The 12732-nt window shown below is 48.6% G+C and carries 9 protein-coding genes and 1 pseudogene; 8 read left to right on the top strand and 2 right to left on the bottom strand.

Annotated features, from left to right (window positions below; genetic code table 11):
• Window positions 1-268: 268 nt before the first annotated feature.
• Both NBH07_RS03830 and mfd read right to left on the bottom strand, forming a co-directional pair.
• Entirely contained in the window at window positions 269-2170 is a 1902-nt protein-coding gene (locus NBH07_RS03830; protein ID WP_156682384.1) for an AMP-dependent synthetase/ligase, read from the bottom strand.
• Between the two features lie 27 nt (window positions 2171-2197).
• On the bottom strand, window positions 2198-5560 hold the full coding sequence (mfd, locus tag NBH07_RS03825; protein ID WP_039848593.1) for a transcription-repair coupling factor: 3363 nt from the start codon (window positions 5558-5560) through the stop codon (window positions 2198-2200).
• Between the two features lie 81 nt (window positions 5561-5641).
• On the opposite strand from mfd, the pseudogene NBH07_RS22725 reads away from it, so the two are divergent.
• From NBH07_RS22725 to NBH07_RS03785, 8 genes and pseudogenes are all read left to right on the top strand, one after another.
• Window positions 5642-5770, top strand: a pseudogene (locus tag NBH07_RS22725) (SDR family NAD(P)-dependent oxidoreductase); the annotation flags it as partial.
• Between the two features lie 267 nt (window positions 5771-6037).
• Complete coding sequence (locus NBH07_RS03815; protein WP_009017234.1) at window positions 6038-6526, top strand: Dps family protein; 489 nt, start codon at window positions 6038-6040, stop codon at window positions 6524-6526.
• 135 nt (window positions 6527-6661) lie between these two features.
• Window positions 6662-7345: a porin family protein gene (locus tag NBH07_RS03810; RefSeq protein WP_039848594.1), complete on the top strand. Its 684-nt coding sequence runs from the start codon at window positions 6662-6664 to the stop codon at window positions 7343-7345.
• A gap of 154 nt (window positions 7346-7499) precedes the next feature.
• Entirely contained in the window at window positions 7500-7988 is a 489-nt protein-coding gene (locus tag NBH07_RS03805) for a Dps family protein (protein WP_009017236.1), read from the top strand.
• A gap of 165 nt (window positions 7989-8153) precedes the next feature.
• Window positions 8154-8951 (top strand): IclR family transcriptional regulator, encoded by a 798-nt coding sequence (locus NBH07_RS03800; protein ID WP_009017237.1) that lies wholly within the window; start codon window positions 8154-8156, stop codon window positions 8949-8951.
• Window positions 8952-8968: 17 nt separating this feature from the next.
• Window positions 8969-10744, top strand: a complete 1776-nt coding sequence (locus NBH07_RS03795; RefSeq protein ID WP_009017238.1) for a YncE family protein — start codon at window positions 8969-8971, stop codon at window positions 10742-10744.
• Between the two features lie 11 nt (window positions 10745-10755).
• Window positions 10756-11850 carry a chorismate transformation FkbO/Hyg5 family protein gene (locus tag NBH07_RS03790; RefSeq protein WP_009017239.1) on the top strand — a complete coding sequence of 365 codons (1095 nt, stop codon included), beginning with the start codon at window positions 10756-10758 and terminating at the stop codon, window positions 11848-11850.
• A 34-nt stretch (window positions 11851-11884) separates the two neighbouring features.
• Window positions 11885-12643, top strand: coding sequence for a cupin domain-containing protein (locus tag NBH07_RS03785; protein WP_008779695.1), 759 nt, complete (start codon window positions 11885-11887; stop codon window positions 12641-12643).
• Window positions 12644-12732 lie beyond the last annotated feature (89 nt).

Raw genomic sequence — 12732 nt, 5'->3', positions numbered from 1 at the left:
AGAGATTAGCATGAGAAAAAAGTGATTATCAACCTTTGTTGATCTTGAGAAGGAACTCCGAAGAGACGGGACCATTTATTCTTTGAATAGAATAGGTAAATGTTGAGTCGTAAAGGTCTGGATTAAATCGGATAAAAACAAATTCTGTGATCAGAATCTTGTATGAAATCTCGTTATTATCCATTTGTCGCGACCCTCTTGAAACAACAAAGGCCTTGCCGGGGTAGCAAGGCCCATCGCGGGGGATGAGACGCAGCACGCCGCGTCTCTACAACGCCTCCTTGTTCCACTTGTTCTGCGGGTTCTTCCCCTCGGGGGTATAGAGCTGGGCGATACGGGCGGCGTAGGCTTTCTCTACCTTGCCCCGGACGATCTTCATGGTGCTGTTTACCATGCCGTTTTGCTCGGTGAAAGGCTCGGGGAGGATGGCGAAGGTGGTCGGCAACCAACGATCAGGGAACATACTAGACAGGTCGCCTCCCTTGCGGAAACGGTCGATCTGGCGCTGGATGATACGGATGGCCTCTTCCCGGCCTTGATCGCTCGTGAGGTCCAGATTCTGGTGGGCCAGATGCTTCCGCAACCGTTCTTTGTTAGGGACCAGCAGGGCGGTCGTGTACGGACTCTGGTTATTGTATAGGATCAGCTGGTCGATGCAAGAGGAATGCTCTACCAAGGCCTCCTCTATACCCTCCGGACTGTATTTCTCCCCGTCGCTTCCGATCAGCAGGCTCTTGAAACGCCCCAACACATAAAGAAGCCCGTCACGCATATATCCCATATCCCCGGTGTACAGCCAACCCTCCTTTACGGTATCGGCCGTCGATGCCGGGTTCTTCCAGTAGCCGGCCATCACGTTCTCTCCCCGGATGACGATCTCGCCTTTCTCTCCCGGAGGAAGTACGTTGCCGTCCATGTCGCAGATCTTTAGGTCGAGGGGCCGCACCAATACGCCGCTACTGCCGAAGGTATGGCGGCGGGGGCCGTTGGTCGAGATGATCGGTGTCGCCTCGCTCAGCCCGTATCCTTGGTACATCGGGATTCCCAAGGCGTAATAGAACTTCTGCAAGTCCTTATCCAGCAAGGCGCCCCCTCCGATAAAGAACTTCAGCTCGCCCCCGAAGTTCTCACGGACTTTCGTGAACAATAGCTTGTCGAACAAACGGATCAGTGGTTTCAAGAAGACGCGGAAGCCTTTTCCTTTCTCCTCGTCGCTATCCCCGTTATAGATATAACCGATCCGTAGGGCTAGGTTGAAAAGGCGGACGGCGTTCTTGCCTTGCGCTCGGATACCTTGCTCGATATTCTTCTTGAAGTTCTTCGCCAAGGCGGGGACGCTCAGTATCAGGTACGGCTTGAACTCCTTTATATTGATAGGGATATTCTTCAAGGTCTCCATACCGGTACGCCCTACCTGCACGGTAGCTACCGAGGCTCCCTTCGACATGAAGATGTAGAATCCTACCACGTGGGCGAAGCAATGGTCCAGCGGGAGTATCACCAACGTACGCCACGTATCGTCTATATCCACGCAAGTGAGCGCTTGCTCCACGTTCGCCGTATAGTTACGGTGGGTGAGGATCACGCCTTTCGGATCGGCGGTCGTGCCGGAGGTATAGGTGATGGTGGCGTAATCATCGTTGCCCAGCGATTGCCCGATCGCCAAGAACTCCTCTAGCGGATGAATACCCAGATAGACCTTCCCCATCCGGCGTATCTCGGACAGAGGCATCTCACGGTCTTGGTATTCCGCCAGCTCGTCGAGTACGATGATCTTCCGTACGGCGGGGAGCTTATCCTTGATCGCCCGGATTTTCTTGAGTTGCTGGCCCGATACCATGATATATTTCACGTCGGCGTGGACGAGGCGGAATAAGAGGTCGTTCGCCTCCTCCAGCTTGATCGATAGGGGCACGTTCGTCGCCCCGGCGTAGAACATGGCCAGCTCGCCGATGATCCACGCGTTGCGGCCCTCGCTCAGCAAAGCCATGTTATCCCCTTTCCGCACGCCCAGCGATACGAGGCCTGCGCCTTCCTCATAGACGAGGTCGCGAACCTTGGAGTAAGTGGTTGGCTCGAATCGCTTGCCCGTCTTCTCCCATAAAAAAGGATTACCGGGGAAGCGCTTCACTGAACTCTCAAAAAGGTCTATAATCGTTTTCTTTTCCATATCTTTTCGTGTTTGTAAGAGGATGTGTCAAAAGTCGGTTGAGTTTATTTTTTCCATCTCTTGCAGGTAGCCGCATGCCGCTTCCACCGTAGGGACGTTCTTGATCACGATACTTCGCTTGCCGTTCTGCTCCCGGAGGTTACACTCACGGGGATGCTTTTGGATGAAGCCCAGCAGCTTGCCGAACGCCTCGCTTTGGTAATACGGGCTATCCGGGTTATTCACCAAGAAGAGGCTCATCTGCCCTTTCTTCAGGACCACTTTCTCCATGCCCAGTTTCTTGGCCATGCGGCGGAGGCGCACGATCCGGATCAACTCCTTGCCCTCCTTCGGTATCTTGCCGAAGCGGTCTTTCAAGCGCTCCGTGAAGGCGAGGATGTCACGTTCCTCCTCCATATTATCCAACTCCCGGTATAGGGAGATACGTTCCGAGTCGTTGGGGATGTAGGTGGGAGGGAACATCAATTCCAGGTCGCTCTCGATATAGGTCTCTCGGACGTATTCGCTGCCCGTATCCCGGTGCCCTTCGGCATTATCAGCGTAAAGATCGGCGAATTCCTCGCTTTTCAATTCGTCTACCGCCTCCTCCAAGATCTTCTGGTACGTCTCATAGCCTAGGTCGGCGATGAAACCGCTTTGCTCGGCGCCTAGCATATTCCCGGCTCCCCGGATGTCGAGGTCTTGCATGGCGATATGGATACCGCTACCCAGCTCGGAGAAGTTCTCGATCGCCTGCAACCTGCGTCGTGCCTCCTGTGTCAGCGAGGTGAGGGGCGGGGAAAGGAGGTAGCAGAAGGCTTTCCGGTTGCTTCGTCCTACACGTCCGCGTAGCTGATGGAGGTCGCTAAGCCCGAATTGCTGGGCGTTGTTGATGATGATCGTATTGGCGTTGGGCACGTCGATGCCGCTCTCCACGATACTGGTGGCTATCAATACGTCATACTCATAATTCACGAAATCGAGGATGATCTTTTCTAGCTTCTCCGGTTCCATCTGCCCGTGCCCCACGGCTACCCGTGCGTCGGGGACTTCTCGCCGTACCAAGGCTTCCATCTCGTAAATGTTCTGGATACGGTTGTTGATGAAGAACACCTGCCCGTTCCGGCTCATCTCGAAATTGATCGCTTCCCGGATAATATCGGGGTTGAAACGCTCCACCTCCGTCTGCACGGGATAACGGTTGGGCGGTGGCGTGGTGATGCTGGAAAGATCCCGGGCCCCCATCAAGGAGAACTGTAGGGTACGGGGGATCGGGGTGGCCGTCATGGTCAAGGTGTCCACGTTCACCTTCAGCTGCCGAAGCTTCTCCTTGACGGATACCCCGAACTTCTGCTCCTCGTCGATGATAAGCAAGCCCAGATCCTTGAAACGTACATCCTTGCCGACGATCCGGTGGGTGCCGATCAAGATATTCACCTCGCCCTCTTTCAGCTCTTTCAAGGTAGCCTTGATTTGCGCGGCCGTACGGGCCCGGCTGATATAATCGATCTTGCAAGGGAAATCCTTCAAGCGCTCACAAAACGTCTGGTAATGCTGGAAAGCCAGTACGGTGGTGGGTACCAACACGGCCACCTGCTTATTGTCCGATACCGCCTTGAATGCCGCGCGGATAGCTACCTCGGTCTTTCCGAAACCAACGTCTCCACAAATCAGCCGGTCCATCGGACGGGTACTTTCCATATCCGCCTTGACCTCGGCGGTCGCCTTCATCTGGTCCGGCGTGTCCTCGTAGATGAAGCTGGCTTCCAGCTCATGCTGCATGAAGCTGTCCGGCGTGTAGGCGAAACCCGTCTCTTGCTTGCGTTTGGAATAGAGGAGGATCAAGTCCCGGGCGATATCCTTCACCTTCGCCTTGGTACGTTCCTTCATCTTTTCCCAAGCGCCTGTGCCGAGCTTGCTCAACTTAGGAGGCTCGCCGCTCTCTTTCCCCTTGTATTTCGATAATTTATGCAGGGAATGGATGCTGACGAATATAATATCGTTATTCTGATAAATCAATTTGATGGCCTCTTGCATCTTACCGTTCACCTCGGTGCGTACCAATCCCCCGAACTGTCCTACGCCATGGTCGATATGTACGATATAATCCCCCTGCGAGAACTGGTTCAGCTCCTTGAGTGAAAGGGTGATCTTTCCGCTTCGTGCCTTATCGCTCTTCAAGTTGAACTTGTGGAAGCGGTCGAACAATTGATGGTCGGTGAAAAAGCAGATGCGTAGCGTATCGTCGGCGAATCCCTCGTGTATCGTGCGGTTTACGGCGGTGAAAGGGATATTGTCGCCCCTATCCTCGAAAATCATCCGGATACGGTTGGCTTGTTTCTCTTGATCGCTCAATATATATAATGCATAACCCTCGTCGAGGTATTTATGGAACGACTCGCTCACCCGGTCGAAATTCTTATGATAGATCGGCTGCGTTTGCGTAGAGAAGTGGATGGTAGCGTCCGCCGTTCCCATCGGCCGTACCCCGAAATGGATGCGACGGAAATCCAAGACCTCCCGTAGGAAGTCCTCGCCCCGGACTAATTTCTTCCGCATCTGGTCGATATCGGCGAAGGATTCCTCGTCGGCTACCACCGGATCGTCGTTCCATACGCTTCCGATGCGCTCCTTGCACCATGCGAGATCTCTCGCCGCTATGAAGGTGTTCCGGGGGAGGGAGCCTAGCAAGGAAGTACTATCCTTGGCGTTCTTGCTCATCTCCGGGACGATATAGATGCTGTCCAGTTTCTCCTTGCTGAGTTGCGTCTCCACGTCGAACGTACGGATGGTCTCCACCTCGTCGCCGAAAAAGTCGATACGGTAGGGAAACTCGTTGGAGAAAGAGAAAACGTCGAGGATACTGCCACGGAGGGCGTACTGCCCCGGCTCATATACATAATCGACCTGCTCGAAGCCATACTCGTCCAGCACGTCAGAGACAAACATATTATCCAGCTTCTCGCCCACGCTGATTTTTAAGGTATTCTCCTTCAATACCTCCCGGGCCACGACTCGTTCCGCCAAGGCGTCCGGATACGTGACGATCACGAAAGAGGCGTCCGGGTCTTGCAACCGGCTGAGTACCTCGGTGCGCAGGATCTCGTTCGCCGGATCGACATGCCCGTACTTGATGGCCCTCCGGTAAGCGGATGGGAAGAAGTATACCTCATTGCTGGCGGTAAGCTGCATCAAGTCGTGATAGAAATAGCCGGCTTCCTCTTGGTCGTTCAACACACACACATAGCTTCCCCTTCCTTTCGTAAAAAGAGAGGCGATCGTCATCGCCGGACCCGAGCCATTCAGTCCCTTTAGGAATATATTGCGGGACGTATCGTTTTTCAGTAAGGTGTCCAGCGCCGTCACTTGCGGGTGAGCGGCATATAGTTTCAATAATTCTTGTACTTCCAAAGCGAAATCTTGTTTCCGCGAAGGTAACCTTTTTTGAAAAAAAACAGTATGAATAATGCAGCGATTATTGCCCAGACAATGAACAATGCCGGATTTGACGTACTGCCGATGGAAATGGACTTGTCCTCACGCTCGTCTATTCTGAGCTTGATAGACGAAGCGCAGAAGCATGGAGAAATCTCAATGTTAGTAAATGTCGCCGGAGTATCTGTAAAAAGTCGTACGTGTTTGCCGAAAAACATGTACGACTTTTCAAAAAAACACGTACGTGTTTTTCGAAAATGATAATCGTCTTTTTAAAATGTTAGTATCCAATTATTTATGTATTCATGTCATTTGCATACTTATTGTATGGAATAGTTTAATAAATTTCCTCTATCTTGATATAAAAATTATCTGTTTGACAGCTACTTATACTTGCCGTATCTTTGCGGTATAAGAAAAACAAAAAGTATAACAAATTAAAAAGTAGCAATTATGAGAACATTAGATTATATCCACTTAGACGCATCAGCGGTAAGTAACGTAGTAGCAAGCTTGAAACAATTATTGGCGGACTACCAAGTATTCTATACGAACCTTCGTGGTTTCCACTGGAATATCAAGGGACACGGTTTCTTCGTTCTTCATGGTAAATTCGAGGATATGTACAACAACGCTGCCGAGAAGGTTGACGAGTTGGCGGAACGTATCCTGATGTTGGGAGGCGAGCCGGAGAACAAGTTCAGCGAGTACCTGAAAGTAGCCCGTGTAAAAGAGGTATCAGGCGTATCCTGCGGTGACGAGGCGTTAAAGAATATTCTTGATACGTATGGTCATTTGATCGGTGAGGAGCGTAAACTTCTTTCCTTGGCATCCGGGGCGGGAGATGAGGCTACGGTCGCTTTGATGAGTGATTATCTGAAAGAACAAGAGAAGTTGGTTTGGATGTTAGTAGCATATTTAACTTGCGATTGCAAGAAGTAAAAAAGGTGATTCATTGCGTTTGGAGAAGGTCGGAAGTGATTCCGGCCTTTTTCTGTTGGTGCCAATAGGGGTTTTTTATTGTTTCATGTCTTATTCATATATATCGTTCGATTATTTTATCAAAATAAAAAGTATATGAAAAGAGTTGTAGTATTTGCGATGGTGTTAATGCTGGGTGTAGTATCGGTACAAGCCCAGTGGTCGGTAGTTCCGGAAGCGGGTATGACAGTGATGAAGGCGGGTCCAATGGTTGATTGGAAACCGAGTTGGAAGATTGGGGTAGGAGTGGAATATCAGTTGAAGCCGGAATTTCTTTCTCTGAAGTCCGGTCTGTATTATACGCAAAGGGGATATAGTAATGACCAATTCCCCGGATATGGATATGGGCATTATTGGTGGACTGTGCCGGGACCTACTTATGATCCGTATGGATATGCGTATGATTACTCAAATAAGGTGACACGAAATTTCTTGCAATTACCGATTATGGCTAATTTATCGTTCAAATTAGCTGAGGATATTCGTTTGAATGTCGGAGTAGGCCCTTATATAGCCGTAAGCGTATTGGATAAAGGAATGTTCGGGGGATGGTCTGTCGCTTCGGAAGAATCCGCTAAGTTTTATACCCATGATCCCTGTGAAGGGCTTCGTGCTTTTGATTGGGGTATAAGTGCCACTGTAGGTGTGGAAATAAAACAATGCTTTATCAATTTTGGCTATGATGTATCGTTAGGTAAAGAGTATAAGGGAGGATCGATCGAGGCGAATTACCATACCTTGGTTCTTACCGCAGGATATAAGTTTAAATTGGGTAAATAGAAACCCAAGTTCTATCGCAAGTCTTCCTGCTGATCGTTTAAATATAGATTTTATCTATATATGTATAGGAATTATCTGTTTGACAGTTGTTTATATTTGCCATATCTTTGCGATATAAGAAAAACGAAAAGTATAACAATTAAAAAATAGCAGTATGAAAACATTAGATTATCTTCATTTAGATGCGTCAGCGGTAAGTAACGTAGTAGCGAGCTTGAAACAATTATTGGCGGATTACCAAGTATTCTATACGAACCTTCGTGGTTTCCACTGGAATATTAAGGGACACGGTTTCTTCGTTCTTCATGGTAAATTCGAGGATATGTACAACAACGCTGCCGAGAAGGTTGACGAGTTGGCGGAACGTATCCTGATGTTGGGAGGCGAGCCGGAGAACAAGTTCAGCGAGTATTTGAAAGTAGCCCGTGTAAAAGAGGTATCAGGCGTATCTTGTGGTGACGAGGCGTTAAAGAATATTCTTGATACATACGATCATCTGATCGGTGAGGAGCGTAAACTTCTTTCCTTGGCATCTGAGGCAGGCGATGAGGCTACGGTCGCTTTGATGAGCGATTATCTGAAAGAACAGGAGAAGTTGGTTTGGATGTTAGTAGCCTACTCAACTTGCGATTGCAAGAAATAAAAATAGTAGATTCATTGCGTTTAAAGAAGGCCGGAAGAGATTCCGGCTTTTTTGTTCTATGATATTTATGCTCTGCAACATGCTTAACACCTTTTTACATATTTCGTATCTTGTTTAAATTCATCACTGCTATATTTGATTCAAATCTGAAACGCAATTTCAAATATGGAAAACACGCTACCAAATATGGAAAAAGTGGATGAGAACTATAAAGTGCCTAATTTAGAGAAGGGCATTGCGGTTCTTGAGTACCTTTCCTTGCGGTCGGCGGGGGAAACATTGCAAGATATTAAGTCGGCGCTCGATATATCTCAGACTACGGCTTACCGTATTTTGAATACATTGGTGCGGCTGGAATATCTTAATTTTAGTGAAGACACGAAACGCTATAAACTTTCCCGAAAATTATTGACCCTTGGTTTCAGATCCTTGAATGAACACAATCTCTTAGAGACCGTCTTGCCACATTTGCGTGATTTACGTGATCAAGTGAAAGAGACCGCTTGCTTTGGTGTCTTGGGAGATGAGAAAGGGATTTTTATCGAACAAGCGCAAGGACATCATACGTTCCGCTTCGTCCTGTCGCCGGGAAAGCCGTTTGAGTTGCATTGTTCGGCTCCCGGAAAGGCGATTATGGCTTATTTGCCGAAGACGGTGCGAGATCGTTACCTGTCCTACATGACGTTTACACGGTATAATTCCCGGACGATCACTTCTCGTGAGGCCTATCTGGAGGAATTGGAGAAGGTTGGTAAGCTGGGATATGCCATGGATAATGAGGAGGAGCTGAGCGGCGTGATCTGCGTAGGCGCCCCGATCTTTAATTATACGGGATATCCTTGTGGAGCGATTTGGATCTCCGGCCCGAAAGACCGCTTATCGAAAGAGGTGGTGAAAAATACGGTGAAGGTGATCAAGGAGATTGCCGGGGTGATCTCGAACGAACTAGGATTTAGAAAATAAGGAATACAAAATATACCATGAACACACGAAAATACTTGATAAAAAACTCATTGGTGGCTTGTCTTGTCGGCTGTTGCGTTTCTCTCGCTTCAGCCGGCAACCCACCTTTCTTTACTACGGATGCCGTATTGAATGCGAAGGGGGAGCTATTAATGACACAGAAAGGAACGAGACATCTGGATATTTTTTCAGCGGACGGTAAGAGCTTACTTCATTCGTTTCCGTTTGATGAGATCCCGACCGGGTTGCTTCCGGATGGGGATAAGGTGTATGTGACGACCTTCGAGAAGACCGGCCGTTTACAAGTGCTTTCCTTGGAATCGGGTAGGGTGGAAGCGGCCATACCGACGGGATCGGGAGCCTGCCATCCGATGTTCGGACCGGATAAGAAACATATATATGTATGTAATCAGTTCGATAATTCGGTGGTCGAGATAGATCCGGTGATGCGTAAGGTAGTCCGGAGCGTGAAAGTGTTGCGTGAGCCTAAATCGGCGGTATTCAGCAAGGATGGCAAGTATATGTTTGTTACGAATTTCCTGCCCGCACAACGGGCGGACGTGGATGTGGTGGCCGCTTGCGTATCAGTAATCGAGATGGATGGGTTTACGAAAGTGAAAGATATCCAATTGGCGAATGGTAGCAATGCCTTACGAGGGATGTGCATCACGCCGGACGGGAAATATATATACGTGTCTCATAACTTGGGACGATTCACGGTGCCTACTTCCCAACTTCAACAAGGTTGGATGAACACGAGTGCTTTCAGCGTGATCGATGTGGCGAAGCAGGAATTCGTTGGGGCGGTATTGGTGGACGAGCCGGATCGTGGCGCTGCCGGTATCTGGAGTATCGCTTGCGATGACAAGCATATCTTTATCACGCATAGCGGTACGCATGAGGTAAGCGTGATCGATCATCCGGCGATGTTGGCGAAGTTTGAGTCTTATAAGGATAAGAGCCGTCTGGATTACGACTTGAATTTCTTGTATGGACTTCGTGAGCGAGTTACCTTACAAGGAAACGGTCCCCGAAATTTTATATTTTCGGGAGATAAGTTGGTAATCCCTACTTATTTCGCCGATATCTTGAATACCGTCGATATAAATACATTGGAGGTGACGGCTACCGACATGAATCCGGGGCGTACGGAAACGCCGGAGAACAAGGGCGAGAAATACTTTAACGACGCAAATCATTGCTATCAAGGCTGGCAGAGTTGTAACGGTTGCCATCCGGGGGATGCCCGTACGGACGGGATGAACTGGGACTTGATGAATGATGGAGTTGGTAACTCGAAGAATTGTAAGAGCATGTTGTATTCGCATGTGACTCCCCCAAGCATGATCTCGGGTGTTCGTGAGAGTGCGGAATATGCGGTACGTGCCGGTTTTAAGTTCATTCAGTTTTTTGAGCCAGAAGAGGAAATGGCGAAATGTGTGGACGCTTATATGAAATCCTTGCGTCCGGTGCCTAGCCCGTATTTAGTAAATGGGGAATTATCGGATAAGGCGAAAGAGGGAAGAAAGGTGTTTGAGAAACTGAAATGTGGCGAGTGTCATAGCGGTCCTTATTATACGGATATGAAGATGCACCGTATCGGCGAGGATATAGAATTTGAGAAAGGGTGGGATACGCCTACTTTGATCGAGGTCTGGCGTACGGCTCCTTATCTGTTTGATGGGCGTGCGGCTACCATGGAAGAGGTGTTCGAGGTCCATAAGCATGGCATCGATAAAAAGGTTTCCAAGAAAGATATCGAGGCGTTAACGGAATATGTAAACTCCCTGTAAAATAAAAGGATATGAATTATTGTGAGAAGATACATTATACGATATTAAGCACCAAGCGGGCCGAGTTCGCCGTTATGGTGGACGATCTATTGTCTCAATTGCCTCAAAACGAGGTGATCATGAGGTTGGCCTTTTTCGGTACTCCGGGTACAAATGAGGAATACGTGGCACGCCGGGTTTTGCTGCGGGAGAAAATCCGTCGGTATTATGGGGATTGCGAACCGGCTTTGAGCTATGTCTCCCAACCGCCGCTGAACGCTCCTTTGCTGATGGAGGTACATAGCTATGTGCCCGATGCGCAGGATCGGATTACTTTCCGTCATTATCAAGGTGTTCCTTATGTCTTGTTGGAGAATGCCTCGGGACGTTTCCTTTTTGCCGGCGGTTTTCAAGGGGATGTACTCCATTTTGGTATAGAGCCTCAGTCGGTGGAAGCTTTCCGGTTATTGGGGGATGTGCTTCGTCGGGAGGGTTTTCCGTTGAATAGCATTATCCGCCAGTGGAATTATATCGAGCGTATAACCGCTTTCGACGGTCAGGATCAGCATTACCAAGCGTTTAATAACGCCCGGTCTGATTTTTATAGTAAAACGGAATGGACGAATGGTTATCCTGCCGCTACGGGTATCGGGGCGAATCTGGGAGGTATCTTGATCGATGTGGATGCCGCCGTATTTACTACGCCGGACGCTTTCGCTACGCCGATCGATAATAAGTTGCAGGTGGCCGCCCATGCGTATTCGGAACAAGTACTGGAAGTTGCCCGACAAAAGAAGACGACCCCTAAGTTCGAGCGTGCCAAGAGCATGACTTTTCAGGATCGTAAATTGATTTATATCTCCGGTACAGCCGCTATCCGTGGTGAGGAGAGCTTGACGGGAGTAGGTCTGGAACGTCAGCTACGGATCACGATGGAAAATATAGCGGAACTGATCGCTGACGCTAAATTGGTTAAGTTACGAGTCTACTTGAAGAATAAATCCGACTACGAGGAGGCTGAGCGTTTGATGAATACCTACGGATTAAATATCCCGATCTCTTATATGTGGGCCGACGTTTGCCGGGATGAGTTATTGATCGAGATCGAGGGAATAGCGATACGTTGAAACAGATAGTACTAACAAATATACACAAAAACAAATGAGAAAAGGTTTGAACATGAAAATGGCGGCTATGGGATTGGCGTTGGCATCTATGGTCGCATGTACGGGAAAGACAACAACAGACGCTACTTGTTGCGCCGCTAACGGGGAGGGCAATTGTCCGGAAGGAACTTGCCGCAAAGAATGCACGAACGCATGTAATACTAACAATCAAAAAAATAAAACAATGGCTTATTCAAAGAAGTACACGAACGCCGATTTTTATAAAGACGGCAAGTTCCAACAAGATGTCGCTATGGAAGCGATGAAAGATATGTTTGCTTTTTACGATGTTCCTTTCACGGAGTTGATGGCGAAAGATATGTGGGTGACAGACTTTGGTTTGGGTGATTTCGAGAATGTAGGTATGGGGGGTATTTTCTGGATCAACGATCCGGAGTATAAGTATTTCGCTCACGCTATCTATTTGTTGCCGGGCCAGATGATTCCGGAACATGCTCACGTAAAGACTGACTTCCCGGCTAAACATGAGTCTTGGATGGTAGAGAAGGGTTGGGTATACAACTTCTCTGAGGTAGGTGACGAGACTCCGAACGCACCGGCTATCCCTGCTGGACACGGACCGATCAAGAGCAAGAATTTCGTGGTTCAGAAGGTCGGCGACGTATTACGTCTGAAGAAATTGGAGACATTCCACTTTATGATGGCAGGTCCGGAAGGCGCTATCGTAGATGAGTGGGCATGCTATCACGACAACGCTGGCTTACGTTTCACGAACCAGAAGGCCGCTTTATAAAAACCTATAGGGTTATGCTTCGTAATTCTAAGGGTTGTCGATCGTGATCCTTAGGGTTTCAATAAACAACCTTCTAAATTTAAATTTAA

The organism is Parabacteroides sp. B2-S-102 (genome assembly GCF_023656665.1).
Lineage (GTDB): Bacteria > Bacteroidota > Bacteroidia > Bacteroidales > Tannerellaceae > Parabacteroides > Parabacteroides distasonis.
This window is presented reverse-complemented; position numbering and strand designations above follow the sequence as displayed.

What these genes read in the sequence shown, in the direction of transcription:
- NBH07_RS03815 (WP_009017234.1), top strand. Translation starts at nt 6,038, where the DNA reads ATGAGAACATTAGATTATATCCACTTAGACGCATCAGCGGTAAGTAAC.
- NBH07_RS03805 (WP_009017236.1), top strand. Translation starts at nt 7,500, where the DNA reads ATGAAAACATTAGATTATCTTCATTTAGATGCGTCAGCGGTAAGTAAC.
- NBH07_RS03790 (WP_009017239.1), top strand. Translation starts at nt 10,756, where the DNA reads ATGAATTATTGTGAGAAGATACATTATACGATATTAAGCACCAAGCGG.
- NBH07_RS03800 (WP_009017237.1), top strand. Translation starts at nt 8,154, where the DNA reads ATGGAAAACACGCTACCAAATATGGAAAAAGTGGATGAGAACTATAAA.
- NBH07_RS03785 (WP_008779695.1), top strand. Translation starts at nt 11,885, where the DNA reads ATGAGAAAAGGTTTGAACATGAAAATGGCGGCTATGGGATTGGCGTTG.
- NBH07_RS03810 (WP_039848594.1), top strand. Translation starts at nt 6,662, where the DNA reads ATGAAAAGAGTTGTAGTATTTGCGATGGTGTTAATGCTGGGTGTAGTA.
- NBH07_RS03830 (WP_156682384.1), bottom strand. Translation starts at nt 2,170, where the DNA reads ATGGAAAAGAAAACGATTATAGACCTTTTTGAGAGTTCAGTGAAGCGC.
- NBH07_RS03795 (WP_009017238.1), top strand. Translation starts at nt 8,969, where the DNA reads ATGAACACACGAAAATACTTGATAAAAAACTCATTGGTGGCTTGTCTT.